The organism is Tenacibaculum sp. ZH5_bin.1, assembly GCF_042865525.1.
GTDB classification, from domain to species: Bacteria; Bacteroidota; Bacteroidia; order Flavobacteriales; family Flavobacteriaceae; genus Polaribacter; species Polaribacter mesophilus.
Genome location: NZ_JBEGIO010000003.1, coordinates 121,407 through 147,564 on the forward strand (window position 1 = coordinate 121,407; position 26,158 = coordinate 147,564).

General features: G+C 33.4%; 25 protein-coding genes and 1 tRNA gene. 24 read left to right on the plus strand and 2 right to left on the minus strand.

Annotated elements, in window-relative coordinates; all coding sequences use genetic code 11:
- Positions 1–2 precede the first annotated feature (2 nt).
- Positions 3–932: an ABC transporter ATP-binding protein gene (locus ABHQ57_RS10805; RefSeq protein ID WP_073184572.1), complete on the minus strand. Its 930-nt coding sequence runs from the start codon at positions 930–932 to the stop codon at positions 3–5.
- Positions 933–1,121: 189 nt separating this feature from the next.
- Between ABHQ57_RS10805 and ABHQ57_RS10810 the strand changes: the two genes are divergently transcribed.
- From ABHQ57_RS10810 to ABHQ57_RS10880, 15 genes are all read left to right on the plus strand, one after another.
- Entirely contained in the window at positions 1,122–1,586 is a 465-nt protein-coding gene (locus ABHQ57_RS10810) for a MarR family winged helix-turn-helix transcriptional regulator (RefSeq protein WP_047790064.1), read from the plus strand.
- A 17-nt stretch (positions 1,587–1,603) separates the two neighbouring features.
- Positions 1,604–4,009, plus strand: a complete 2,406-nt coding sequence (locus ABHQ57_RS10815; RefSeq protein ID WP_047790063.1) for a 3-hydroxyacyl-CoA dehydrogenase/enoyl-CoA hydratase family protein — start codon at positions 1,604–1,606, stop codon at positions 4,007–4,009.
- Positions 4,010–4,077: 68 nt separating this feature from the next.
- Positions 4,078–5,268, plus strand: coding sequence for an acetyl-CoA C-acyltransferase (locus ABHQ57_RS10820; RefSeq protein WP_167714204.1), 1,191 nt, complete (start codon positions 4,078–4,080; stop codon positions 5,266–5,268).
- A 33-nt stretch (positions 5,269–5,301) separates the two neighbouring features.
- Positions 5,302–5,658, plus strand: coding sequence for a four helix bundle protein (locus ABHQ57_RS10825; protein WP_167714205.1), 357 nt, complete (start codon positions 5,302–5,304; stop codon positions 5,656–5,658).
- Positions 5,659–5,692: 34 nt separating this feature from the next.
- A complete protein-coding gene (locus ABHQ57_RS10830) occupies positions 5,693–7,501 on the plus strand; it encodes an acyl-CoA dehydrogenase family protein (protein ID WP_125344665.1) in 1,809 nt (602 codons plus the stop codon).
- A gap of 274 nt (positions 7,502–7,775) precedes the next feature.
- A complete protein-coding gene (locus tag ABHQ57_RS10835) occupies positions 7,776–8,777 on the plus strand; it encodes a PliI family lysozyme inhibitor of I-type lysozyme (RefSeq protein WP_389863678.1) in 1,002 nt (333 codons plus the stop codon).
- 11 nt (positions 8,778–8,788) lie between these two features.
- Positions 8,789–9,217, plus strand: coding sequence for an META domain-containing protein (locus ABHQ57_RS10840; protein WP_239180034.1), 429 nt, complete (start codon positions 8,789–8,791; stop codon positions 9,215–9,217).
- Between the two features lie 179 nt (positions 9,218–9,396).
- Positions 9,397–9,873: a hypothetical protein gene (locus ABHQ57_RS10845; protein WP_389863681.1), complete on the plus strand. Its 477-nt coding sequence runs from the start codon at positions 9,397–9,399 to the stop codon at positions 9,871–9,873.
- Positions 9,874–10,220: 347 nt separating this feature from the next.
- Positions 10,221–10,631, plus strand: a complete 411-nt coding sequence (locus tag ABHQ57_RS10850; protein ID WP_073184592.1) for a Fur family transcriptional regulator — start codon at positions 10,221–10,223, stop codon at positions 10,629–10,631.
- 67 nt (positions 10,632–10,698) lie between these two features.
- Entirely contained in the window at positions 10,699–12,882 is a 2,184-nt protein-coding gene (locus ABHQ57_RS10855) for a TonB-dependent receptor domain-containing protein (RefSeq protein WP_389863684.1), read from the plus strand.
- A gap of 1 nt (position 12,883) precedes the next feature.
- Positions 12,884–13,678 (plus strand): cation transporter, encoded by a 795-nt coding sequence (locus tag ABHQ57_RS10860; protein ID WP_253057082.1) that lies wholly within the window; start codon positions 12,884–12,886, stop codon positions 13,676–13,678.
- 316 nt (positions 13,679–13,994) lie between these two features.
- Positions 13,995–14,519 carry a TetR/AcrR family transcriptional regulator gene (locus ABHQ57_RS10865; protein ID WP_349265100.1) on the plus strand — a complete coding sequence of 175 codons (525 nt, stop codon included), beginning with the start codon at positions 13,995–13,997 and terminating at the stop codon, positions 14,517–14,519.
- Between the two features lie 5 nt (positions 14,520–14,524).
- Positions 14,525–14,935, plus strand: coding sequence for a nuclear transport factor 2 family protein (locus tag ABHQ57_RS10870; RefSeq protein ID WP_047790170.1), 411 nt, complete (start codon positions 14,525–14,527; stop codon positions 14,933–14,935).
- 210 nt (positions 14,936–15,145) lie between these two features.
- Positions 15,146–16,066 (plus strand): hypothetical protein, encoded by a 921-nt coding sequence (locus ABHQ57_RS10875; protein WP_389863689.1) that lies wholly within the window; start codon positions 15,146–15,148, stop codon positions 16,064–16,066.
- A 117-nt stretch (positions 16,067–16,183) separates the two neighbouring features.
- Entirely contained in the window at positions 16,184–16,795 is a 612-nt protein-coding gene (locus ABHQ57_RS10880) for an aspartyl/asparaginyl beta-hydroxylase domain-containing protein (RefSeq protein WP_389863692.1), read from the plus strand.
- 54 nt (positions 16,796–16,849) lie between these two features.
- Here ABHQ57_RS10880 and trxB read toward each other — a convergent pair whose 3' ends face one another.
- The gene (gene trxB / locus ABHQ57_RS10885) at positions 16,850–17,788 is read right to left on the minus strand and encodes a thioredoxin-disulfide reductase (RefSeq protein ID WP_047790172.1); all 939 of its coding nucleotides are present in this window, start codon (positions 17,786–17,788) and stop codon (positions 16,850–16,852) included.
- A gap of 224 nt (positions 17,789–18,012) precedes the next feature.
- Here trxB and ABHQ57_RS10890 point away from each other — a divergent pair.
- From ABHQ57_RS10890 to ABHQ57_RS10930, 9 genes are all read left to right on the plus strand, one after another.
- A tRNA-Pro gene (locus tag ABHQ57_RS10890) sits at positions 18,013–18,087 on the plus strand.
- A 231-nt stretch (positions 18,088–18,318) separates the two neighbouring features.
- Positions 18,319–19,569: a site-specific integrase gene (locus ABHQ57_RS10895; RefSeq protein WP_167714215.1), complete on the plus strand. Its 1,251-nt coding sequence runs from the start codon at positions 18,319–18,321 to the stop codon at positions 19,567–19,569.
- A gap of 135 nt (positions 19,570–19,704) precedes the next feature.
- Positions 19,705–20,613, plus strand: a complete 909-nt coding sequence (locus tag ABHQ57_RS10900; RefSeq protein WP_167714216.1) for an AraC family transcriptional regulator — start codon at positions 19,705–19,707, stop codon at positions 20,611–20,613.
- 59 nt (positions 20,614–20,672) lie between these two features.
- Positions 20,673–21,767, plus strand: coding sequence for an MBL fold metallo-hydrolase (locus tag ABHQ57_RS10905; RefSeq protein WP_196781639.1), 1,095 nt, complete (start codon positions 20,673–20,675; stop codon positions 21,765–21,767).
- 143 nt (positions 21,768–21,910) lie between these two features.
- A complete protein-coding gene (locus ABHQ57_RS10910; protein WP_167714218.1) occupies positions 21,911–22,729 on the plus strand; it encodes an SDR family oxidoreductase in 819 nt (272 codons plus the stop codon).
- A gap of 18 nt (positions 22,730–22,747) precedes the next feature.
- The gene (locus ABHQ57_RS10915; protein WP_167714219.1) at positions 22,748–23,596 is read left to right on the plus strand and encodes an SDR family oxidoreductase; all 849 of its coding nucleotides are present in this window, start codon (positions 22,748–22,750) and stop codon (positions 23,594–23,596) included.
- Complete coding sequence (locus tag ABHQ57_RS10920) at positions 23,589–24,410, plus strand: SDR family oxidoreductase (protein ID WP_167714220.1); 822 nt, start codon at positions 23,589–23,591, stop codon at positions 24,408–24,410. The genes ABHQ57_RS10915 and ABHQ57_RS10920 overlap by 8 nt, the downstream gene beginning before the upstream one ends.
- Positions 24,411–24,431: 21 nt before the next feature.
- Positions 24,432–25,088 carry an NAD-dependent epimerase/dehydratase family protein gene (locus ABHQ57_RS10925; protein ID WP_167714221.1) on the plus strand — a complete coding sequence of 219 codons (657 nt, stop codon included), beginning with the start codon at positions 24,432–24,434 and terminating at the stop codon, positions 25,086–25,088.
- A gap of 92 nt (positions 25,089–25,180) precedes the next feature.
- Complete coding sequence (locus tag ABHQ57_RS10930; protein WP_231128432.1) at positions 25,181–26,146, plus strand: bestrophin family protein; 966 nt, start codon at positions 25,181–25,183, stop codon at positions 26,144–26,146.
- The last annotated feature ends 12 nt before the right edge of the window (positions 26,147–26,158 follow it).

Here is a 26,158-nt window from a genome sequence, read left to right on the forward strand (position 1 = left end):
GCTTAACTGTTTTTATGGATTGCTTGAATAAAAATATCGTTGGCACTTGGCACTAACTCTACAAAATGTTGTACTTGTCCCTGAGTTGTTAAATACGATAACAAATCGTTTGGAGAACTTCCGTTGGTAAGTTTTACATTTAATTTTAACCCTTCATTTAACAATTTAAAATCTGCTGGTAAAACCTCAAAGTTTTCTTTTAGCTTTTGCTCCACTTCTTTTGAATTAGAAGTAGCCAATCCAACCTGAAAAGTATTAGTTCTAAACTCCTTTTTAATATCTTCTAGCTTACCATCTAAAATTTTATTCGATTTATTAATCAACGCTATATAATCACACATCTCCTCAACAGACTCCATTCTATGGGTAGAAAAAATGATGGTAGCTCCTTCATCACGCAACTGTAAAATTTCTTTAGCTATTAGTTGTGCATTGATAGGATCGAACCCCGAAAAAGGCTCATCAAAAATTAATAATTTAGGCTGATGTAATACCGTTACTATAAACTGTACCTTTTGAGCCATCCCTTTAGACAACTCTTCAATCTTTTTATTCCACCAAGCTCCAATATCAAATTTATCAAACCAATATTTCAATCGTTTTTTTGCTTCCGATTTACTCAACCCTTTTAATTGAGCAAGATATAGTGCCTGCTCTCCTACCTTCATACTTTTATACAATCCTCTTTCTTCAGGTAAATATCCTATATGTTCTATATGATTTGGAGCTAACTTCTCTCCATCTAAAATAATTTCACCTGCATCAGGCATTGTTATTTGGTTGATAATTCTAATAAGCGAGGTCTTTCCTGCACCGTTAGGCCCTAACAAACCAAAAACACTACCTTTAGGAATGTGCATTGAAACATTATTTAATGCAGTATAATCGCCATAACGCTTTACTACATTATTAATTTCTAATAAATTGTTCATAGATTTATAGTTGATTAATTACCGTTTATTTAAAAACAGTAGTGACAAACTTACATATTTTTATACTCAATTAGTATACGCTTCTCTCTAAACGTTACAAGATTAATTTTTTGTTAATTTTATTATGCATGCATAACTTTTTTATAAAATACTATGCATGCATAATAAAATTTTATATATTTGGCATTCATGGATAAGGATAAATCAATAGATCACCAATTAAGAGCCACGTGGCAAGCCGTTGCTAAAATGTATAACGAGCAAGCTGCAAAGCATGATAGCACAATGGCTACGGCTTTTGCTTTATTGAATATAGATTTTGAAAACGGTACTCCTTCAACTGCTCTGGGACCGTTAATGGGAATGGAACCTACAAGTCTTTCTCGTTTGTTAAAGACAATGGAAGACAAAGGAGTTATATGTCGCGAGAAAAATCCTAATGATGGTAGAAGCGTTATTTTAAAGCTTACTAAATATGGTAAAGAAATGCGTGAAGTTTCAAAAGGGCATGTATACCAATTCAATAATAAAGTAAGAGAACATATTACTGAAGAAGAATTAGAAACCTTCTTCAAAGTAACAACAACAATAAACAAACTAATTACAGATAAGTTAATATACGAAGAAGAAAATATTGACAATAAAGCTGTATAAAACAAACCAACAAACAAATGGCAAGAAGAATTAAAAAAGTAGCAATTATCGGTTCTGGTATCATGGGATCAGGTATTGCATGTCATTTTGCTAACATTGGCGTTGAAGTATTGCTTTTGGACATCGTTCCAAGAGAGCTTAACGACAAAGAAAAAGCAAAAGGATTAACCTTAGAAGACAAAGTAGTTCGTAACCGTTTGGTAAATGATGCTTTGACTGCTTCATTAAAGTCGAAACCATCACCTATCTACAATAAAAAATTTGCAGATAGAATTACTACTGGGAACCTTGAGGACGATTTACACAAAGTAAAAGATGTAGATTGGATTATGGAAGTAGTTGTTGAACGCTTAGACATTAAACAAAGTGTTTTTGAGCAAGTTGAGAAATACCGTACACCTGGTACTATTATTTCTACCAACACTTCAGGTATTCCTATTAAGTTTATGAACGAAGGACGTAGTGAAGATTTCCGTAAACACTTTGCGGTTACACACTTTTTTAACCCTCCTCGTTATTTAAAATTATTTGAAGTTGTTCCAGGACCTGACTGTAAACAAGAAGTTACAGACTTCTTAATGGATTATGGTTCTAAATTCTTAGGAAAAACTTCAGTATTAGCAAAAGATACTCCAGCGTTTATTGGAAACCGTATAGGTATCTTCGGAATCCAATCGTTATTCCACCAAGTAAAAGAATTAGGGCTAACTATTGAAGAGGTTGATAAATTAACAGGGCCAGTTATTGGACGCCCTAAATCAGCTACTTTCCGTACTGTTGATGTTGTTGGATTAGATACTTTAGTACACGTTGCTAACGGAATCTATGAAAACTGTCCTAACGATGAAGCACACGACTTATTTAAGTTGCCAGATTTCATCAACACAATGATGGAAAATAAGTGGTTAGGAAACAAAACCAAACAAGGTTTTTACAAAAAAACAACCAATGCTGAAGGAAAGCGTGAAATTTTAGCTTTAGACTTAAATACGATGGAATACCGTCCGTCTAAAAAAGCAAAATTTGCTACCTTAGAATTAACAAAAACAATCGATAAGCCAATTGACCGATTTAAAGTATTAGTTGGCGGAAAAGATAAAGCAGGAGAATTCTACCGTAAGAACTTCGCAGCAATGTTTGCGTATGTTCAAAATAGAATTCCAGAAATTTCTGATGAATTATACAGAATTGACGATGCCATGAAAGCTGGTTTCGGATGGGAAAATGGTCCTTTCGAAATTTGGGATGCTGTAGGAGTTGAAAAAGGTATCGAATTAATGAAAGCTGAAGGAAAGGAACCAGCTGCTTGGGTTACAGAAATGGTAGCTAAAGGAGAAAAATCTTTCTATACAGTTAAAGACGGTGCAACATATTACTACGATGTACCTGCAAAAGCACAAGTTAAAAAACCAGGACAAGATTCATTTATCATCTTAGATAATATTCGTAAAACTACTGAGGTATTCAAAAACTCTGGAGTTGTTATTGAAGATTTAGGAGACGGAATCTTAAACTGTGAATTCCAATCTAAAATGAACACTATTGGTGGTGATGTTTTAGCTGGATTAAACAAAGCGGTTGATTTAGCTGAAAAAGACTTCCAAGGATTAGTAATTGGTAACCAAGCTGCAAACTTCTCAGTAGGTGCCAACATCGGAATGATTTTTATGATGGCTGTTGAGCAAGAGTACGACGAGTTAAACATGGCTATCAAATATTTCCAAGATACCATGATGCGTATGCGTTACTCTGCAATTCCTACCATTGCTGCTCCTCACGGAATGGCGTTAGGTGGTGGATGTGAATTATCATTACACGCTGATAAAGTAGTTGCTGCTGCTGAAACATACATCGGATTAGTAGAGTTTGGAGTTGGAGTAATTCCTGGTGGTGGTGGATCTAAAGAAATGGCGTTAAGAGCTCAGGACTTATTCCACACTGGTGATGTTCAATTAAACGTATTACAAGAGCACTTCTTAACTATTGGTATGGCTAAAGTGGCAACTTCAGCTTATGAAGCATACGACTTAAACCTACTACAAAAAGGAAAAGATGTTGTGGTTGTAAACAAAGACCGTCAAATTGCAGAAGCTAAAAAGCACGCTGTGTTATTAGCTGAAGCAGGTTATACACAACCAGTAAAACGTAAAGATGTTTTAGTATTAGGTAAGCAAGCCTTAGGAATGTTCTTAGTAGGAACAGACTCTATGGAAGCTTCTAAATATATTTCTGAACACGATCAGAAAATTGCAAACAAACTAGCCTATGTAATGGCTGGAGGAGATTTATCAGAACCAACAAAAGTTACTGAGCAGTATTTATTAGACCTTGAGCGTGAAGCTTTCTTAAGTTTAACTACTGAAAGAAAAACGTTAGAGCGTATTCAGCATATGTTAAAAACTGGTAAACCTTTACGTAATTAAAATTACTATGCTATTAGCCTCTAGCTGTTAGCAAATAGCTAAAAGCCAATAGCCAAAAGCAAGAAAATATGAAAACAGCATATATAGTAAAAGGATATAGAACCGCCGTAGGGAAATCTAAAAAAGGTGTGTTCAGATTTAAAAGAGCTGACGAATTAGCTGCTGAAACCATCAAATATATGATGGGTAAGTTGCCAGAATTCGACGTAAAGCGTATCGACGATGTTATTGTTGGTAACGCAATGCCAGAAGGTTCTCAAGGATTAAACATGGCAAGAATTATTTCGTTAATCGGATTAGATTCTGTGGATGTTCCTGGAGTTACCGTAAACCGTTTCTGTTCATCAGGATTAGAAACTATTGGTATGGCAGTAGCAAAAATTCAATCTGGAATGGCAGAATGTATTATTGCTGGTGGAGCAGAAAGCATGAGTTCTGTACCAATGACAGGTTTTAAACCAGAATTAAACTACGATATCGTAAATGCAGGTCACGAAGATTACTATTGGGGAATGGGTAATACTGCTGAAGCAGTAGCGCAACAATACAATGTATCTCGTGCAGATCAAGATCAATTTGCATACGAATCGCACATGAAAGCTTTAAAAGCATTAGATAGTGATCGTTTCCAAGATCAAATAGCTCCAATTGATGTAGAAGAAACTTACATTGATGGAAACGGAAAACGTGCTACAAGAAATTACACAGTTACTAAAGACGAAGGTCCACGTCGTGGAACCAGCGTAGAAGCCTTAGCAAAATTACGTCCAGTATTTGCTGCTAACGGTTCTGTTACCGCTGGTAACTCATCACAAACAAGTGACGGAGCTGCCTTTGTAATGGTAATGAGTGAAGATATGGTAAAAGAGTTAGGTATTCAACCAGAAGCTCGTTTAGTAAGTTATGCAGCAGCAGGAGTACCACCTCGTATTATGGGAATTGGTCCTGTAGCAGCAATTCCAAAAGCATTAAAACAAGCAGGTTTACAACAAAGTGATATTGAATTAATTGAGCTAAACGAAGCGTTTGCTTCACAATCGTTAGCAGTTATTCGCGAATTAGGATTAAATCCGGATATCGTTAACGTAAATGGTGGGGCAATTGCTTTAGGTCACCCATTAGGATGTACTGGTGGTAAACTATCTGTTCAGTTATTCGATGAAATGCGTAAGCGTAACATGAATAACAAATACGGAATGGTAACCATGTGTGTAGGTACTGGTCAAGGTGCTGCTGGTATTTTTGAATTCCTAAATTAAGAAACAAGACTATTAGAATCAAGAAACAAGACGATGCACAATTTCAAAAAATTAAAAATTTGGACTGAAAGCATGAATTTAGTTTCTGATTCTTATAAATTAACTAGAACCTTTCCAAACTTTGAAAAGTTTGGCTTGGTTTCTCAGATGAATAGATGTGCTGTTTCTATTCCTTCTAACATAGCTGAGGGTTCAAGTAAAAGCACTAACAAACATTTTAATAAATATTTAGAAGATAGCTTAGGTTCTTCATTTGAATGGGAAACACAATTAATTATTGCTTTTAATGAAAGCTACCTATCTGAAGAAAAGTTTAAAGAATTAGAACAAAAAATTAAGTCAATACAAAAAATGATTTCAAGTTTCCAATCTGGTCTGAATAAGTCTTGACTCTTGGCTCTTGAATCTTAAAATCTAATATACTATGTCAGAATTAACAAAAGATCTTTTACGCGGAGGGCAGTTCCTAGTAAAAGAAACAAAATGTGAAGATATATTTACTCCTGAAGATTTTTCAGAAGAGCAAACAATGATGCGTGATGCGGTTAAAGAATTTAACGACCGTGAAATCATTCCTCATAAAGAACGTTTCGAAAAGAAAGATTATGCACTTACCGAAGAAACTATGCGTAAAGCTGGTGAATTAGGATTTTTAGGTGTGGCTGTTCCTGAAGCTTATGGCGGATTAGGAATGGGATTCGTTTCTACAATGTTAACATGTGATTACATTTCAAGTGGAACCGGATCTTTTAGTACAGCTTTTGGTGCACATACAGGTATTGGTACGATGCCAATTACGTTATACGGTACAGAAGAGCAAAAGCAAAAATATGTTCCTGCATTAGCAATGGGAGAGCGTTTTGGAGCTTACTGTTTAACAGAACCAGGAGCAGGATCGGATGCTAACTCAGGTAAAACTACTGCTGAGTTAACTGAAGACGGAAAGCACTACAAAATTAACGGACAAAAAATGTGGATTTCGAATGCAGGTTTTGCTGAAATCTTCATCGTTTTTGCTCGTATTGAAGATGATAAAAACATTACTGGTTTTATCTTAGAATATGATAAAAACAATCCTAACGGAGTAACTTTAGGAGAAGAAGAACACAAATTAGGTATTCGTGCCTCTTCAACTCGTCAGGTATTTTTCAACGATACCTTAGTTCCTGTTGAAAACATGTTATCTGTTCGTGGTGGTGGATTCAAAATTGCCATGAACGCCTTAAACGTTGGTCGTATTAAGTTAGCTGCTGCTTGTTTAGATTCTCAAAGAAGAATTGTAACTCATGCTGTAAACTATGCAAACGAGCGTAAGCAATTTAAAACTCCTATTGCTGAGTTTGGAGCTATTAAAATGAAATTAGCTGAAATGGCTACTAACGCTTATGTTGGTGAGTCTGCATCATATAGAGCAGCTAAAAATATTGAAGACAGAATCGCTATTCGTGAATCTGAAGGAAACACTCATCAAGAAGCAGAATTAAAAGGTGTTGAAGAATACGCTATTGAATGTTCTATCTTAAAAGTAGCAGTTTCAGAAGACGTACAAAATTGTGCTGATGAAGGAATCCAAATTTTTGGAGGTATGGGATTCTCTGAAGAAACTCCAATGGAGTCTGCTTGGAGAGATGCTCGTATTGCACGTATCTACGAAGGAACTAACGAAATTAACCGTTTATTATCGGTAGGAATGTTAGTTAAAAAAGCAATGAAAGGTCATGTAGATTTATTAAATCCTGCAATGGCAGTTCAAAACGAATTAATGGGAATTCCTTCTTTCGATACTCCAGATTATTCTGAATTATTCTCAGAAGAAAAAGAAATCCTTGCTAAACTTAAGAAAGTATTCTTAATGGTTGCAGGAGCTGCTTTACAAAAATTTGGACCAGAGTTAGAGCAACACCAACAGTTATTAACTGCTGCTTCAAATATTTTAATTGAAATATATATGGCAGAATCAGGAATTTTAAGAACTGAGAAGAACGCTAAGCGTTTTGGTGAAGATGCTCAAAAGGAACAGATTGCAATGGCGAAGTTATACTTATACAATGCTGTTGAAATTATTACCAAAAGTGCAAGAGAAGGAATTATTTCTTTCGCTGAAGGTGATGAACAACGTATGATGTTAATGGGACTTAAGCGTTTTACAAAGTATGCAAACTACCCTAACGTAGTTGAATTACGTAATACAATCGCAGAAAAATTAAAAGCAGAAAATAAATACTGCTTCTAAACATATTAAAACTACCTAATGTTGCTAACAAGCATAGGTAGTTTTTTAAAACTTTCTTCAACTTTTATAGGTTTTAGAATTTAGTTGTTTGTTTAAAAGATCGTCAAATTAGGTTTTGGCGGTCTTTTTTTATGCCCTCAAAAAACGTTATTAAACCTATACGCTACAATATCAACCTACTAAAAAACAAGAATCTTAAGGTTTTCTTAAAACGTTTTTTCATATCTTTAATGGTATATTTATTGTTATTTAGAAGCAAAAAACATAAAATAGCATGATAAAACTTACCAATTCAGCACTACTAGTAATAGCATTTTTAGCCATCGTTAGCTGTAAAAACGAAGCAAAAAAAACAGACACACAAGAAACCATAAAACAAGAAACTGTAGCTACAATTACTGATGTTACAGGAAACTACGTTTCTTCAGAATATGAAAAAAGAAACGAAGGGTACGATTGGGTTTCAGTTGCTGTAAAACCAGCCGCAAATGACAATATAAAAATTGCTGTTCGCTCACGTGCTGACAAGAAAAAACCTACTTGTACTTTTGACGCTCTTGCTAAAAAAGCAAATGACAGCACGTATACAGCTGACATAAATGGTAAGACTGTAGTATTTTCTTTTAAAAACAAACAAATTTCTATTGCAACGGCAAACAAAGAAGATAATAGTTTATTAAACTTTTACTGTTCAGGTGGAGGAAGTCTTGCAGGTTCTTATCATAAAATTGAAGGAAACCTTGACCAAACACAGATAGACAAAACCATTTTTAGAAAAAATGTAACCTTACAAGGAATTAGTTTTAGCATTGCTACTAAAAAAAATGGAATGGAAACTGAATTAACAGTTACTCCTTACGGATTAGAAATTGACAATTCAGCTGTTACTCAAACAATTGATGGTAACGTCGTAGATGCTGAAATTGAAGATTTAAACTCTGATGGTTCTCCAGAAATATTAATCTATACAAAATCTGACGGAAGTGGAAGCTACGGAAATGTAATAGGATTTTCAGTAAACAATAAAAAATCGATGAGTCAAATATACTTCCCTCCTATTACCGATAATAAAGAATTAAGTAAGGGATATATGGGGCACGATGAATTTACCATTATTGAAACAACTTTAGCGCAACGTTTTCCTATTTATAAAGAAGAAGATTCTAATGCTAACCCAACAGGAGGTACCAGACAAATTACATACAAATTGGTAGATGGTGAAGCATCAAGAAAATTTGTAGTAAAAAACTCAACTGAATTTAATACTAATAACTAAACTTACATAGTATGAAAAAACTATCATTTGTATTCGCAGTAATTCTATTAATTACAGTGTCTTGTGCTAAAAAAGATACTGCTGAACAATTATACGGAACCGCTTGGGAACTAGAATACATCTCTGGACCTAGAATTGCTTTTGAAGGATTGTTTCCTGATAAAAAGCCACAACTTACGTTTGATAAAGAAACAAAGAAAGCTACAGGAAATAATGGTTGTAACGGTTATGCTGCTGAATTTACGTTAGGAGAAGAAAATGCGATTTCTTTTGGAGAACCAGGACCAACAACTATGATGTACTGCGGACAAGGAGAACAAGAGTTTTTAAAAACCATTAAAAAAGTAAACAAGTATAGTTTTGACTTAGAAGGAAAACTAAACTTATTAATGGACGATGTAACCATGATGCGTTTTAAAAAAGTAACTACTGAAGAATAATTCACGATAGTTGTTACTTTAAACGAATTAATAACTTAGGGGAAACCTCATACTATACAGCCTTTTTTTTGGCTTGTTAGTATGAGGTTTATTTTTTACTACCAAAGGCAACGTCCGCTAATAAGTATACAGAGAATGTTGGGCTGAATCTATACAGATGTAAAAGTAGAGAGCATGCCGTGATATCAGCGACCCATGCCGCGGTGTCTGCGGAGCACGCCGTGATATCAGCGACCCATGCCGTGGTGTCTTCGGAGCATGCCGTGATATTAGCGACCCATGCCGTGGTGTCTGCGGAGCATGCCGTGATATTAGCGACCCATGCCGCGGTGTCTGCGGAGCACGCCGTGATATCAGCGACCCATGCCGCGGTGTCTTCGGAGCACGCCGTGATATCAGCGACCCGTGCCGTGGTGTCTGCGGAGCATGCCGTGATATTAGCGACCCGTGCCGTGGTGTCTGCGGAGCATGCCGTAATATCAGCGACCCGTGCCGTGGTATCTTCGGAGCTTGCCGTGATATTAGCGACCCGTGCCGTGGTGTCTGCGGAGCATGCCGTAGTATCAGCGACCCATGCCGCGGTGTCTTCGGAGCACACCGTGATATTAACGACCCGTTTTATGGGAGTATTCAATGAAGTGTGTCAACTTGTTTAAAATTGCTTCTATTAATAAGAAAGAAAAGACAATCCGATTAGGCTTGGGGTGTCGTCTCGATAAAAAAGTTGCACTTTTTTATCTTATTTCTTTATATTTGAAAGTGTTAATAAAATTGCTAAAAGTTCCGCATATCTTACCGTAAAAGGAATATATAAGTAATTTTATTACGTATATAAACTAGTTGTGCATAATGCAAAAAACCGTGCTAAAATTGAACATTTGAACTAAAAAAGCCAACCGCACAAACAGCACATTTATTTTTTTCCAACCGCAAAAAGCCACCGCTGAAAAAAATAAAAGAGCTGTTTTTCGCCAACGCTCGAAAAAAATGATACATTAGGAAAATGCAAACCGAAGAAGAAATCCTAAAAATAAAAAAAGTGAAAAACACCGCAGTCAGAACTGTGGTTTTACGTCATCTTTTGAGCCAAGAAAAAGCCCAATCTTTAAAAGATATTGAAAACGCATTGGCATACATGGACAGAAGTTCGATTTTCAGAACACTCAAAACATTTGAGGAAAACAAAGTCATCCACAGCATTGAAGATGGTTCTGGAATGACCAAATATGCGGTTTGTGCCAAAGGCTGTAACTGCGACCCAAAGGATTTGCACTATCATTTTTATTGCACAAACTGCGATAAAACATTCTGCCTTTTTGATGTTCCTATTCCAAAAATTCAACTTCCCGAAAACTTTAAGTTACAACAAGCAAATATGGTCGTAAAAGGCTTGTGCGACAACTGCAACAAGTAATCTTTGCAATCGAGTTGCAGTAAATCCTAAATACATTTGCATTATTCTTTTAAACCAGAATAAGCAGATGAAAAACATATTTTTAAACACATTATTTCTATTCGTATCAATTATATCTTTCGCACAGACGAGCGATATTTCCATTTGTGTTAGCGATGCAGAAACCAACGAACCATTATTGGGTGCTACGGTCTATTTTGAAGAATTAGAAAAAGGAGCAGTAACAGATTTTGACGGAATTGCCACATTTACAGAAATCCCAAATGGAAACCATATTATAAAAATTTCATACATAGGCTTCAAAACCATAGAAACTACTATTGATGTTGGAACAAAAAAGGAGTTCGCTTTCAAGCTCGAATCTGGAGGTAATGAACTTGACGAAGTTGTCATACAATCTTCAAGAAGTACACGAACTGTTAGAAAAATTCCAACTCGAATTGAATTTATTGGAGCGGAAGAATTAGGCGAAAAAGCGGTAATGAACCCAACCAATATTTCAATGGTACTTCGGGAAAGTACAGGAATACAGATGCAACAAACTTCTTTAAGTAGTGCGAATACCAACATTAGAATTCAAGGTCTTGATGGACGTTACACACAACTTTTACGAGATGGATTTCCACTTTATGGCGGATTTTCAAGCGGTTTGAGTATTCTGCAAATTCCGCCATTGGACTTAAAACAATTTGAAATCATTAAAGGAAGTTCATCAACACTTTATGGTGGTGGAGCAATTGGAGGTTTGATAAATATGGTATCAAAAACACCTGACGAAGAGCCAACTTTGGATATTATGTTGACACAAACACAAGCATTAGGAAGTACAGCTAATGTATTTTATAGCAAACGAAATGAAAAATTTGGAGTTTCATTATACGGTTCAGGTCATTATCAAAAGGCTTACGACCCAGAAGATGATGGCTTTAGTAATTTACCACAAACAACATCTATTTCTTTCAACCCAAAATTCTTTTATTATCCATCAGAAAAAACAACATTTTGGTTTAGCTTAAACGGAACGTATGACGACAGAATTGGTGGCGACATCACAAAAATTGAAAGTGGCGCAAATGGCATCCATCAATATACCGAAGAAAATCTATCAAAAAGGTTGAGCAGTCAAGCGGTTTACGAAACTCAATTAGATTCGGTTAGTTCATTAAATATTAAAAACAGCATCTCATTCTTTGATAGAAAACTAACCATTCCCGATTTTGTTTTTGATGGTAAACAAACCAATACATTCACGGAAATAAACTATCAAAAGTCCGCCAATAAAACAGATTGGATTTTTGGTGCAAATCTCTATACTTCTGCTTTTGATGAAAATAATAATGTGACTTTGCAACGTGACCAAACAGACATAACATTCGGAGCATTTGTAAATAATATTTATGACATTTCGGATAATTGGATTTTGGAAACAGGATTACGAGCAGATTACAATACTGATTTTGGATTCTTTCCGCTTCCAAGAGTTTCATTGCTATACAAAAACGATAGTGGATTTTCGAGCAGAATTGGTGGTGGATTAGGTTACAAAATTCCAGATATTTTTACAGAAGAGGCGGAATTTATCAATTTTAGAAATGTACTTGGTATTGATAAATCTTCACTAAATGCGGAACGTTCTTATGGTGTAAATCTTGATTTCAACTATCAAACACGTTTATTTGAAACTGTTGGTTTTTCTATTAATCAACTGTTTTATGTAACTGCGATTAATGATGCATTACTGTTAAATTCAACTGATAATGGATTTTTCCAATTTGAGAATGCAACAGATGAAATTTTGAGCAAAGGTGCTGAAACAAACATCAAGTTTACCTATAAAGATTTTAGGTGGTTCCTAAATTATGCACTCATTGACACAAGGTTGAACTATTTAGCTGGCAATCCTCAAAAACCTTTGACAGCAAAACATAACGCAGGAAGTGTTTTGATGTACGAATCTGAAAAATGGCGAATCGGTTATGAAACGTTTTACACAGGAAAGCAATTTTTGTCTAATGGAACAGAAACAACCGACTTCATAACAATGGGTTTTGTGGCAATGCGAAATTTTAAATGGGGAACAACTTTTGTGAATTTTGAAAACTTTACCGATAGAAGACAAAGCAGGTTCTCGCCTTTGGTTTTGCCACCACACGACAATCCAGAATTTCCCGAAATATATGCACCAACAGACGGTTTTATATTTAGCGTTGGAGTAATTATCAAACCTTTTGGAAACGAAGATGACGACTAAAATGAACAAAACGATATTTGAAATCAGTAAGATGGATTGTCCTTCAGAGGAAAATCTAATCCGAATGAAACTGGACGGAATTCAAGAAATCAAAAATCTTGATTTTGACATTCCAAACCGAAAATTGACCGTTTTTCACGATGGTCATAACGACCAAATTGAAAAGTCAATTATCGAATTAAAATTAGGCGGAAAGAAAATCTCGACCGAAGAAACCAACGAAAAAGATTTTGTAGAAAACACCAACCAAAAAAAGCTACTTTGGATTGTACTGGCGATAAATTTTGTCTTTTTTATTATCGAAATGACAACAGGAATAATCTCAAAATCAATGGGACTTGTTGCCGACAGCCTGGATATGCTTGCCGACAGTTTCGTTTACGGAATTAGCTTGTTTGCAGTTGGCGGAACGTTGATTAAGAAAAAGCGGATTGCAAAACTTGCTGGATATTTTCAAATCACACTTGCGATTATTGGATTTGTGGAAGTTTTAAGAAGATTTTTCGGAGACGAGAAACTTCCCGATTTTTCGACAATGATTATCGTTTCGATTTTTGCACTTATCGCAAACGGAATTTGTCTTTACATTTTGCAAAAGTCAAAAAGCAAAGAAGAGGCACATATGAAAGCGAGTATGATTTTTACCTCGAATGACGTGATTATCAATTTAGGAGTTATAATCGCTGGACTTTTGGTAAATTGGTTAAGTTCGAGCAAACCTGATTTGATTATTGGAACCATTGTTTTTGTTTTAGTAATTCAAGGAGCTTTTCGAATTTTAAAACTAAGTAAGTAAAGACAAGGCTACATTGATAGAGTTTGATAGCTCTTTTTTATCTCCAAAAGTATCATATAAACTAGCCCTATTAATTCCTAAATGGTAAACCAAATCTTAAACAAAAGTTGCTGAATAGCCTTCGTTTCCAAAACAAACACATTGCTTTGGTTAATGCTTCTTCTTCATTAAATGATTTAACTCTTGGCATATAAAAAATGTGGAAGTATAAATAACTTCCACAGAATTAGTTTATTTATTAAACTAAAAATGTTAAAACTACGAACAGACTTGTCTGTTCTTAAAAATTCATATAACTTTGACAAAAATTAAGAATATGAGTAGCCCTAGAGAACGTATATTAGAAACTGTAGCGCATTTATTTCATCAACAAGGTTACAACAGCACGGGTATTAACCAAGTTATTAAAGAAGCTAAAGTAGCCAAAGCAAGTTTTTATCAGTACTTTAAATCAAAAGATGCTTTGTGTGTCGACTTCTTAAACAATAGACACGAATTTTGGTTTAAAGAACTATTTAAGTTTACTTCAAAAAGTAAAAATTCAAAAGACACAATACTCCTTTCTTTTGATTTTGTAGCTCATATGAATACAAAAGAGGATTTCAGGGGGTGTAGTTTTTTGAATATTCTATCAGAAATATCAAAAGAGCAAGAAACTATACTCCTAGTGATTCAATCTCATAAAAAAGAATTGAATAATTTTTTTCAGGAGTTAACAGATAACGAATTACTAGCTACCCATATTTACCTACTTTTTGAAAGTGCTATCATAGAAAGTCAACTCTTCAAATCAAATGAAATAGTATATAAATCAAAAAAAATAATACAAAACTTACTATAATTATTATGGAACAGAAACATCCACTCCCTCCTTTTACTCTTGAAACAGCTAAACAAAAAATTCAACTAGCAGAAGATGCTTGGAACTCTCAAAATCCTGAAAAAATTGCATTAGCTTACACTATAGATAGTGAATGGAGAAATAGAGACACTTTTGTAAATGGTAGAGAAGAAATTATTAACTTCCTGAGTAAAAAGTGGCAAAATGAGCTTAATTATAAACTAAAAAAAGAATATTGGGCTCACAGTGAAAATAGAATTGCTGTACGCTTTGAATATGAATATCAGAACAAAGAAGGCAAATGGTATAGAGCTTATGGTAATGAAAACTGGGAGTTTGACAATAACGGACAAATGAAAAAAAGATATGCCAGTATTAATGACCTTGAAATAGAGGAAACTGATAGGTATCTTTAATATCCTTATTTTTTTTAGCATAAAAATAACAGTGGCTCTGATAAATCATCAGAGTCACTTTTTGTATTTTTATAACTTGAATAAAAATTGGAAAAGTTAACTTTAAAAAACTCCTATTCCTAAATCTTACTCGCTGTATTTTGCTCCTAAAAATTAAAATAATAACAATATCTCATAAATTAAAACTACGCTTAAAAAATTAAACAGCTTATGAAATCTTTATTTTTAAAATATAAAATTGCTTACACTACACTTGCCTTAGCTCTATTCATTTTTTCCTCTTGTTCTAGTGACGATGAGACTCCTGATACTGGAAATGATGTTTATATTAGCATACCTGATAAACATTTTGAGGCAATATTAGTAGAACAAAAGTTAGATAGTGATGGTAGTATTAATCAAAAAATATCAATAGAAGATGCAAAAAAAATTACTCGTTTAAACTTAAACTTAGATCGTAGTTTTGGTGAAACGAGTGACTTAACTGGTATTGAAGCTTTTTCAAACTTAACGTATTTATCTGCTGCTGGACAAAAGATTAAAGCTATTAACCTAAGCTCTAACACAAAGTTAGACACCTTATATTTAAACGCAAACTACTTAACTACTATTGATCTTAGTAATAATCCTAATCTTCTTTTAGCAGATATTCATTCTAACGACCTTACCACTATTACAGGCTTGGAAAAAGCTGGTAAGCTTAAAATATTAAATTTATCTTTTAATAAATTAACTCATTTAAATATATCTAATAATTCTTTAGAAGAATTGACGGTAACTAACAATTTACTAACTTCATTTAAAACAGAAGACACCTCAAAATTAAAAAGTGTTGTATTAACAAGTAATAAAATTACTTCTATTAGTATTGATGACATTAGCCCTTTAGAAACATTTTTAGCTTCAGACAATCAAATAAATGCTATTAATATTCATTCATTTATCAATTTAAAACATCTGTACATCACTAGTAATTTACTTACTAATTTAGATGTTAGTTCTAATTTGAAACTTGAAGATTTAAGAGTAGACAGAAATCCTGATTTAACTTGTATTGAAATTAATGCAGACCAAGCAATACCAACTGTTTATAAATCTGATAGTCAAAAATTAAGTGACACTTGCTTATAAATTACAAATGGTTAGAATAAAAGAGGTAACTTTATAAAAATGTAACACTTAGGAAAAAAATTCTACTTTTTTGTAGTTTTACAATATACTAACTCAAACTTTTATAAACATAGGTCTATGGAAACAGTTACTACTAGGACAAGTAATGCTTTTAGTGATCGTATTAAGCTACCTCTTAACTTTAATACCGCTAAAATGCTTGAAGAGGCTAAAGCTTTACAGCTAGATAATTTTGAATATTATGATGTAATTCCTTTACGGTCACCCGCACATTTAGTGGATACCTCATTACCTTTTCCGCCCCCTGCTGAAGATTATGCTGATGGTTCTTGGACAGATTGGTTGGATACTAATGCCTTAAAAAAGTCTCCGTATTTAACTAGTGTTATCGATTTTTTTAAAGAGAATACTACTGTTAATTTAGTTAGGTTACTTCGACTAGCACCACACTCAACAGTAAAGGAACACACAGATCCTACCTTAGGTTTGGAGGTTGAAAAATCAGTAATACGACTTACTATTCCTATTCTTAACAATGAAAGTGTAACTTTTTACTTAAATAACACTCCCGTACTCATGAAACCTGGGGAATGCTGGTATATGCGACTTACCGATCCTCATAAAGTTATTAATAATGGTGATGAGGAACGCATAAACCTTACTATTGATATGATTCCTAATGATTGGATTCGACAGCTTATTCATGAAAGCGAAAAAAATTCTAAATAAAATAAAAAGGGTACGTATTAGCGTACCCTTTTTTAATTTTATATACTTTATGTTTTATTCTAATGCTCCCAAGTAACGTTCAGCATCTAAAGCCGCCATACATCCTGTACCTGCAGCTGTTACAGCTTGACGATATTCTTTGTCTTGCACATCACCTGCAGCAAAAACTCCTGGTAAATTAGTTTTAGTAGATTTTCCTTTAGTAATTAAATAACCTGTTTCATCCATGTCTAAAACATCTTTAAACAATTCAGTATTTGGTTTGTGCCCAATTGCAATAAATACACCTGTTACTGGAATCTCCGTTTTTTCACCTGTTTCATTATTCACAGCACGAACTCCTTCAACAACATTCTCACCTAATACCTCATCAATTTCAGTGTTATACATAACAGTAATATTTTCTGTTTTGTTTACGCGGTGTTGCATTGCCTTTGAAGCACGCATATAATCTTTACGAACTAACATCGTAACTTTACTACAAATGTTAGCTAAATAGGTTGCTTCTTCTGCTGCGGTATCACCTGCTCCAACAACAACAACATCTTGTCCTTTATAAAAGAACCCATCACAAGTAGCACAAGCAGAAACTCCACCACCAATTAAACGTTGCTCACTTTCTAAACCTAAATATTTAGCAGTAGCTCCTGTAGAAATAATAACAGTTTGAGCTTCTATTTCTGTTGATTCATCCACAATTACTTTATGAATTCCTCCTTCTTCGTTAGAAAACTCTACTTTAGTTACCATTCCAAAACGTACATCTGTTCCAAAACGCTCTGCTTGACTTTTTAAATCTTCCATCATTGCTGTACCATCAGTACCTTTTGGATAACCTGGAAAATTATCAACTTCTGTAGTGGTTGTTAACTGTCCTCCCATTTGCATTCCTGTGTACATAACTGGTTTCATGTCTGCCCTTGCTGCATATATTGCTGCTGTGTAACCTGCTGGACCAGACCCAATAATCAAACATTTAATTTTTTCTGCCATTATCTTGAATTTTTTGAAGTTACAAATGTAATTTTTTTTTATTTCTAGTTATATCCTTTTAAATATATTTTAACTATTACCTTATAAGGTCAAATTATTTAATAATTGTTTCTTTTTTTTATTTGTAGTTCACTTTTTTTTTCTACATTTGCAGTCCCAATTAAAAACAGGGTGTAGCCTCTCGTTTTAATCGAGATAAACTACATTACGATTTTTACACTTTTCGGGGTGTAGCGTAGCCCGGTCATCGCGCCTGCTTTGGGAGCAGGAGGTCGCAGGTTCGAATCCTGCCACCCCGACAAAAATTAATACCAATACAAACTAAAACCTTGTAAATCGTATGATTTACAAGGTTTTATAGTTTTTAGACTATCATAAGAATTGAATTAATATGACTTAATTCGGTTAACAATTCGGTTAACAGTTAGCAAAGTAAAAAAGTGTTAACCGAATAGATGCTTAAAACACTGTAATTGAAATAGTTGATTTGACTTTCGTCTCGATGAATGTTTAACAAAAAGACGACAACTATGCAATCACAAACCACCTTTAGCTTATCATTTTGGGTAAGCGCTTCACGTAAAATTAATAATGAAGTTTCTGTTTATGCTCGAATAACCGTAAATGGTAAACGTGCAAATATCAGTTTACAACGAAAAGTAATTGTATCTGAATGGGATTCTAACAAAGGAAAAGCGAGAGGGAACAAACAAGAATCAAGACTACTCAACAGGTATTTAGACCAGGTCAAAAATAGAATATATGAAGCTCACGATGAACTCGTAAAAGAGAAAGCTTTTATCTGTGCTCAATCTATTAAAGCAAGGTTTCTGGGAGAAGATAACGAAGAATATTCTTTACTCACATTGGTAGATTATCACAACACTCAAATGAGTGAGTCCTTAAGTTATGGAACTTTAAAGAATTATTTCACTACTCAAAAGTATATCAAACTATTTCTAACCAAAAAGAAAATCCAAGACATTTACTTGTCTCAATTAACGTTTCGCTTTCTGGTTGACTTTGAAAAGTTTTTACGTTCCTATGTTCCAGAGGACCATCAAAAGCAAATGGAAAACAATACGGTTATGAAGCATATTCAACGACTTCGAAAAATGGTAACATTAGCTTATAAGATGGAGTGGATAGATAAAGATCCCTTTATAAAATTTAAACCAACCTATATCAAGAATGAGCGAGAGTTTTTAAGTGAAGATGAACTACAGGCCATTATCGAAAAGGAATTTGAAATAGAAAGACTGGAGCTCGTTAAGGATTTATTTGTTTTCAGTTGCTATACAGGCTTATCATACATTGATGTAATGAACCTCAACGAAGATAATATTACGTTTGGTATCGATGGCGGAAAGTGGATAATCACAAATAGACAAAAAACACATAATAAAGTAAAAATCCCATTACTTCCAATTGCTGAAGAATTAATTCAGAAATACAAAGGGCATATTAAAACAAAAAAAACAAAAACATTATTTCCCAACATTTCAAATCAAAAACTCAACTCATATTTAAAAGAAATTGCAGACCTATGCAAAATTAAAAAGAACCTAACATTTCACATTGCTCGTCACACTTTCGCAACTACGATAACTTTAAGTAATGGTGTTCCTATAGAAACTGTGTCAAAACTACTCGGCCATTCTAAAATAGCAACTACTCAAATTTATGCCAGAGTTATTGAACGCAAGGTAAGTGAGGATATGCAAATTTTGAGAAATAAATTTGCGGATAAAAAAACAAGCGAAATACAATCCAATGCTTAAATAACAATAAATTTTACATTATCTCTCAACGAAGTAAACATATAGCAGTAAAAAGTGTTATCTATTAAGTAATTTGTGTTGATTAAAAAAAAATACAATACAGAAATTTGTATTTTTAAATGTAAGTAGCTTAAAATGAAAGGTGAAATTATACATATTGAATCAATAAGTAAGCTTTGTGAGGTTTTTGGAATGGAAAAGCCTACTCATCCGTTAATTAGTGTAATGGATGTGTCAGATTGGCAATTGGAATCTCATTGGGTAGATAAAAAACTAACTTTAGGGATGTACTACATATCGCTTAAAGATAAAGACTGTGGTATTGATTACGGCAGAAGTTCTTACGATTTTGATGAAGGAGTTCTAGTTTTTGCTGCGCCAAACCAGTTAATTACCATTAAACAAGAACTGGAATTCAATGAAATTAGAGGAAAAATTATGTTCTTTCATCCTAACCTAATTATGAATACCTCATTGGGTAAAATCATTGACAATTACAAGTTCTTTAGTTACGATGTGCATGAGGCATTGCATTTATCTGATGCGGAACAAAAAACCGTTGTAGAATGTTTCTCAATTATTCATGAAGAAATAAAAGGTAGAATAGATAATCATAGTCAAACGGTCATAGCGTCTTCAATAGAATTACTTTTAAATCTTTCCAATCGATATTACGAGCGTCAATTCCTCACGCGTTCTGCGCAAAATTCTGATATAGTAAGCCAATTCAATACAATTTTAAAAGATTATTACGGTAATGGTAATTTTTCAAATAAGGGAATTCCACCAATCGAGTATTTTTCGGAGAAAATAAACTTGTCTACTAATTACTTAAGTGATTTATTAAAAAAAGAAACAGGTTTTTCTGCTAAAGAGCATATAAACAATTTTATTATTGATAAAGCTAAAACACTTTTGTTGAGTGATACAACCACAATAAATGAAATAGCTTATACTTTGGGCTTTAACTACCCACACTATTTTAGTCGCCTATTTAAGAATAAAACAGGCTTAACACCTCATAAGTATCGTCAATTAAATTAAGTGTTAACCTCTTTTTTTTTCTAAAAATGAAAAAGTTCTTTAAAATTTTCAAACTAACTATGCTTACACTCATAACCTTAATAACTCTTCTTTTAGTAGTGGTATTCATTTATATGCAAAATCCAAAATTTGGTAAAAACCCAAATGGAGACAGACTTGAAATAATGAAAAAATCACCCAGATTTAAAAATGGAAAGTTTGAAAACACCAATTTCACACCAACTATTACCGAAGGGTACTCTATGCTTGGAGTTTTATATGATCAAATTTTTAAATCGCACCCCAATTTAAAACCGACAAAAGAAATTCCTTCTATAAAAACGGATTTACTCAATTTGGATAGAACTGAAAATGTGATCGTATGGTTTGGTCATTCGTCATATTTTATGCAATTAGATGGGAAACGATTTTTAATTGACCCTGTTTTTAGCGGAAGTGCTTCGCCTGTTCCTGGAAGCGTGAAATCGTTTAAAGGATCAGACATATATACGGTTAACGATTTTCCAAATATTGACTATCTGCTAATAAGTCACGATCATTATGACCACTTGGATTACGAAACTATTAAAGCACTTAACAATAAAGTAAATACTGTAATTTGCGGTTTAGGAGTTGGCTCTCATTTTGAGCATTGGAACTATAGCACAGATAAAATTATAGAAAAAGACTGGAATGAAACTATAGATTTAGGAAACGGAATAATCATTCATACAACACCAGCAAGACATTTTTCAGGTAGAAGTTTTAGTCGAAATAATACGTTATGGATGTCTTATGTTATTGAGAGTTATAATAGAAAAATCTATATTGGCGGTGATAGTGGTTATGATACCCATTTCAAAGAAATTGGTGACAAATATGGCCCTTTCGATTTGGCAATTCTTGAAAATGGACAATACAATCTTGCATGGGAAGCAATCCATTTATTACCTGAACAGGTGCTTAAAGCTGCTACCGATTTAAAAGCTAAACGACTATTTCCTGTACATTCTTCAAAATTTGTATTAGCAATGCACCCTTGGAATGAACCGTTAAATGAAGTATATAAAATAAATCAAGGAGAATACAATTTAGATTTAGTGACCCCGATTATTGGAGAAAAAGTTTATGTTGATGATGAAAACCAATCTTTTAAAACATGGTGGTCAGAATAAGTTTTATTTTAAATACTTCACTAAATAAATAAATCTGAATTTCAGTAATTTATGTTTAACATTCCGTAATTCGTGTTTAAAATTGAGTAACGTAAAATAGATCTTTGAACTGTAAAATTTAAATAAATTTAAAATCAAAGATTATGAACAAAACAATTTTAATAACAGGAACCTCGACAGGAATAGGACGTGCTACAGCAATACTATTTTCAAAAAAAGGATGGAATGTGATAGCTTCAATGTTAGACCATCAGAAAGAAACAGAACTAACAACATTAGAAAACGTTTTGGTTACTGAAATGGATATTACCAAACCCAAAACAATAGAAAGCACAATTAAAAAAGGTATAGAAAAATTTGGTAGAATTGATGCTTTAGTAAATAATGCTGCATATGGTCAATATGGCTTATTTGAAGCAGCCACACCCGATCAAATTGAAAACCAATTCCGTGTTAATGTTTTTGGAACAATGAATGTTACAAGAGCTATTTTACCACATTTTAGAAATAACAAACAAGGAACTATTATAAATATTAGTTCTGCAGGAGGCAGAATAGGCATTCCTTTAATTTCTTTGTATAATTCTTCCAAGTTTGCATTAGAAGGGTTTTCTGAATCTTTATCCTACGAATTATCTTCTCAAAACATTACATTAAAATTAGTAGAACCTGGTGGTGTTGCAACACCTTTCCATGAAGTAGCAAAAGATAATTATGCTTTTGATTCGAAGTTAACTGACTATAACGAATACACTAGTGCTTTTGCTAAAAAGTTTGAAACAATGCATCATGGTATAGCATCTGCAGAAGAAGTGGCTGAAACCACATTTCTAGCTACTACTGATGATAGCGACCAGTTTAGATATATTGTGGGTAATGACGCTAAAGGATGGATTAAAGATAGAACTAGTATGGATGATTTAACCTTCATAAGACATATGCGAGAAATATTTAAGGTTTAACAACATAAATCTTGAAATATGAAACAGACCATTTTAATTACTGGAGCATCTTCAGGTATCGGAAATGCTACAGCTCTTTATTTTGCCAATAAAGGATGGAATGTAATTGCCACAATGCGAAATGTTAATGATGGTGAAGCATTGGCAAAAAAATCAAATATTTTGATAGCAGAATTAGATGTTTCCTCACCAAAAACAATAAAAAATACAATTAACTCAAGTATTAAAAAATTTGGGAGAATAGATGTTTTACTTAATAATGCTGGGTATGCACAGTATGGTGTTTTTGAGTCCATTTCAGAGGAAAAAATGAGAGCTCAATTCGAGGTTAATCTTTTTGGAACAATGAATGTAACAAAAGCATTGTTGCCTGTTATGAGAAAGCAAGGTAAAGGAAGAATAATCACAGTTACTTCCGGAAGTGGTCGTTTTTCTGTTCCCTTAATGTCTGTCTATAATGCTAGTAAATTTGCTTTGGAAGGTTTCTTTGAATCATTGGCATACGAGTTAGATTCACAAAATATTGATGTTAAAATAATAGAGCCAGGAAGTACGGTTACAAACTTTCATCACAGATTGGAAGAAAGTTCTACTAGAACAACAGTACCTGAAAGCTACACCGAGTACATTGAAAATTTGAAAACCATAATGGAAAGGATACATAGCAAAACCTTACAAAATATTTCTATGCCTAGTGATATTGCAAAAGTTATATATCAAGCCGCAACAGATAATAAAAGAACTTTACGCTATGTTTCAGGAAATGATATTACCCCAATAATTAAATTAAGAACAGAAACTTCTGAAAGCAAATATCTTGAGTTTATGAGAAGTTTATTTAATTACAAAAACACTTATAATGAATAATACAATATTTATAACTGGAGCATCATCTGGTATTGGACAAGCAACGGCTCTTTATTTTGCTAAAAAAGGCTGGAATGTAATTGCCACTATGAGAAATCCTGAAAAACAAACTGTTTTAAAAAATAGTCAAAATGTACTGGTATCAAAGCTAGATGTTGAAGAACCATTAACCTTTCCAAAAATTATCCAAGAATCTATTAAACATTTTGGCAAAATTGATGTATTGCTAAACAACGCAGGTTATGGCCAACATGGACTTTTTGAAGCAACCACCCCTGAACAGATTCAAAAACAATTTTCTGTAAACCTTTTTGGAGCAATGGAAGTTACTAGAGCAATACTACCCCATTTTCGTAAAAATCAAGCGGGAACCATTATTACAATCACATCTGGTGTCGGTCGTGTTACCACACCTTTAGTATCAGTTTACGCAGCTTCAAAATTTGCTCTTGAAGGTTTTTTTGAATCTTTATCCTTTGAACTAGCATCCCAAAAAATTATGATAAAAATCATAGAACCTGGTAGTATTGATACAAATTTTGAACAAACAACAAAGCAGCATTTTGCCATAGATGATAAGCTAGTTGATTACGATTCTTACTTAAGACATACAGACAAAGTTTTTAAGAGCATTTACAGCGGAGGAAGTTCTTCTGCTGAAGATGTTGCTAAAACTATTTACGAAGCAGCAACTGATAAAAAAAATCAGTTGAGATATGTAATTGGGTATGACTTAAAAGCATTTCTAAAGATTAGAAATCATAATGAAGATGAAGATTATATGAAAGCATTACGTGAAGTCTTTGCTGAATAATTAACACTCTAAATAGAGAACATGAGAATAATCATATTCGGTGCTACAGGAATGGTTGGTGAAGGTATTTTATTAGAATGCCTTCACAATCCTGAAGCTGTAAAAGTCCTCTCAATAGGCAGAAGATCCAGTCATTTGAGACACCAAAAACTAGAAGAATTATTAGTTAATGATTTGGACACTATTGCACAGTATAAGGATAGGTTAATAGGTTACAATGCTTGCTTCTATGCGTTAGGAAAATCTTCTAATGGTATGAATGAGACCAATTACACTAAACTAACCTATAATTTAACACTTAATATAGCCAAGGTACTTAAAGAGGTAAATCCTAACCTTGTCTTTTGTTTTATATCTGGGGCAGGAACTGATACTTCTGAAAATAGTAAGGTAATGTGGGCCCGAATAAAAGGAAAAACTGAAAATGCATTAATAGATTTATTAGGAAAAAATGCTTATAACTTTCGCCCTGCACTAATGAAGCCTAGTCCTGAACAAAAAAACTTTAGAGGTTATAATAGAATTACCCATAAAATTCTCTTTCCTGTTTTAAAATTAGTTTTCCCTTATACAAGTATTAAAAATATAGCAAGAGTAATGATTCGTATATCTAAAATTGGGTACGATAAGCAAATATTAGAAGTTAATGATATTAATGCCATTATATTAGACTTCTAATGTCTCTAAAAATTAAATAAATTATGTTAACAACAAAAAGTATTGGGCTGTCGAGAATGCTGGAGAATACTGGTATGCATTTTATTTGGCTTATGCCACTAACATCCTTAATAGCATCATTATATTATTTTAATATTATAGCTTTTAAAATTCCTTGGATTCCTATATCAGTTATAGGTACTGCTGTAGCTTTTTATGTTGGGTTTAAGAATAATCAATCTTATGATCGTTTATGGGAAGCTCGTAAAATATGGGGTGGTATTGTAAATGATAGTCGTACGTGGGGAATGATGGTAGATGGGTATATAACTAATTTTTTTACTGATACTAATAAAACAAATGAAGAGATTCATGTTATAAAACAAAGACTAATCTATCGACATATAGCTTGGTTGTATGCTCATAGAAGTCAGCTTTTAATTCCTACATCATGGGAACATGTTAGTCAAGGAGGGCATTTAGAAAAAATTATAAAAAAGCATCAAAACAAATATGGAGTTGGTCTAGTTGATGATGAAGTTACAAGATTAGAACTAAAAACTTTTTTACAGATAAATGAGTACGAAAGATTAATAGCTAATACTAATACTGCAACACAAATAATCAATGAACAATCAAGAGATTTAAAAAAAATAAGAGAGCAAAAATTAATAGATGATTTTCGCCATATGGAAATGGTAAAAGTACTTCAAAGTTTTTATGCATTACAAGGCAAAAATGAACGAATTAAAAAATTTCCGCTTCCAAGACAATATGCAAATATGAGCCGGTATTTTATAGGTGTTTTTATTACTTTATTGCCTTTTTGTATGATTCCTGAAATGATGACACTTGGTAGTCTAGGTTTTTGGTTGTCCATACCTATTGTATCTTTAATCGGTTGGGTGTATGTGGTTATGGAAATAGTTGGCGATTATTCCGAAAACCCATTTCAAGGTATGGCTAATGATATACCTATGTTATCACTTTGCAGAACAATTGAGATTGATTTAAGGGAAATGCTAAAGGAAACTAACCTACCACCAACTATAGAGTCAAAAAATGGAATTTTAATGTAATAGTTATCTAAA

What these genes read in the sequence shown, in the direction of transcription:
- ABHQ57_RS10805 (WP_073184572.1), bottom strand. Translation starts at nt 932, where the DNA reads ATGAACAATTTATTAGAAATTAATAATGTAGTAAAGCGTTATGGCGAT.
- ABHQ57_RS10810 (WP_047790064.1), top strand. Translation starts at nt 1,122, where the DNA reads ATGGATAAGGATAAATCAATAGATCACCAATTAAGAGCCACGTGGCAA.
- ABHQ57_RS10815 (WP_047790063.1), top strand. Translation starts at nt 1,604, where the DNA reads ATGGCAAGAAGAATTAAAAAAGTAGCAATTATCGGTTCTGGTATCATG.
- ABHQ57_RS10820 (WP_167714204.1), top strand. Translation starts at nt 4,078, where the DNA reads ATGAAAACAGCATATATAGTAAAAGGATATAGAACCGCCGTAGGGAAA.
- ABHQ57_RS10825 (WP_167714205.1), top strand. Translation starts at nt 5,302, where the DNA reads ATGCACAATTTCAAAAAATTAAAAATTTGGACTGAAAGCATGAATTTA.
- ABHQ57_RS10830 (WP_125344665.1), top strand. Translation starts at nt 5,693, where the DNA reads ATGTCAGAATTAACAAAAGATCTTTTACGCGGAGGGCAGTTCCTAGTA.
- ABHQ57_RS10835 (WP_389863678.1), top strand. Translation starts at nt 7,776, where the DNA reads ATGATAAAACTTACCAATTCAGCACTACTAGTAATAGCATTTTTAGCC.
- ABHQ57_RS10840 (WP_239180034.1), top strand. Translation starts at nt 8,789, where the DNA reads ATGAAAAAACTATCATTTGTATTCGCAGTAATTCTATTAATTACAGTG.
- ABHQ57_RS10850 (WP_073184592.1), top strand. Translation starts at nt 10,221, where the DNA reads ATGCAAACCGAAGAAGAAATCCTAAAAATAAAAAAAGTGAAAAACACC.
- ABHQ57_RS10855 (WP_389863684.1), top strand. Translation starts at nt 10,699, where the DNA reads ATGAAAAACATATTTTTAAACACATTATTTCTATTCGTATCAATTATA.
- ABHQ57_RS10860 (WP_253057082.1), top strand. Translation starts at nt 12,884, where the DNA reads ATGAACAAAACGATATTTGAAATCAGTAAGATGGATTGTCCTTCAGAG.
- ABHQ57_RS10865 (WP_349265100.1), top strand. Translation starts at nt 13,995, where the DNA reads ATGAGTAGCCCTAGAGAACGTATATTAGAAACTGTAGCGCATTTATTT.
- ABHQ57_RS10870 (WP_047790170.1), top strand. Translation starts at nt 14,525, where the DNA reads ATGGAACAGAAACATCCACTCCCTCCTTTTACTCTTGAAACAGCTAAA.
- ABHQ57_RS10875 (WP_389863689.1), top strand. Translation starts at nt 15,146, where the DNA reads ATGAAATCTTTATTTTTAAAATATAAAATTGCTTACACTACACTTGCC.
- ABHQ57_RS10880 (WP_389863692.1), top strand. Translation starts at nt 16,184, where the DNA reads ATGGAAACAGTTACTACTAGGACAAGTAATGCTTTTAGTGATCGTATT.
- trxB (WP_047790172.1), bottom strand. Translation starts at nt 17,788, where the DNA reads ATGGCAGAAAAAATTAAATGTTTGATTATTGGGTCTGGTCCAGCAGGT.
- ABHQ57_RS10895 (WP_167714215.1), top strand. Translation starts at nt 18,319, where the DNA reads ATGCAATCACAAACCACCTTTAGCTTATCATTTTGGGTAAGCGCTTCA.
- ABHQ57_RS10900 (WP_167714216.1), top strand. Translation starts at nt 19,705, where the DNA reads ATGAAAGGTGAAATTATACATATTGAATCAATAAGTAAGCTTTGTGAG.
- ABHQ57_RS10905 (WP_196781639.1), top strand. Translation starts at nt 20,673, where the DNA reads ATGCTTACACTCATAACCTTAATAACTCTTCTTTTAGTAGTGGTATTC.
- ABHQ57_RS10910 (WP_167714218.1), top strand. Translation starts at nt 21,911, where the DNA reads ATGAACAAAACAATTTTAATAACAGGAACCTCGACAGGAATAGGACGT.
- ABHQ57_RS10915 (WP_167714219.1), top strand. Translation starts at nt 22,748, where the DNA reads ATGAAACAGACCATTTTAATTACTGGAGCATCTTCAGGTATCGGAAAT.
- ABHQ57_RS10920 (WP_167714220.1), top strand. Translation starts at nt 23,589, where the DNA reads ATGAATAATACAATATTTATAACTGGAGCATCATCTGGTATTGGACAA.
- ABHQ57_RS10925 (WP_167714221.1), top strand. Translation starts at nt 24,432, where the DNA reads ATGAGAATAATCATATTCGGTGCTACAGGAATGGTTGGTGAAGGTATT.
- ABHQ57_RS10930 (WP_231128432.1), top strand. Translation starts at nt 25,181, where the DNA reads ATGCCACTAACATCCTTAATAGCATCATTATATTATTTTAATATTATA.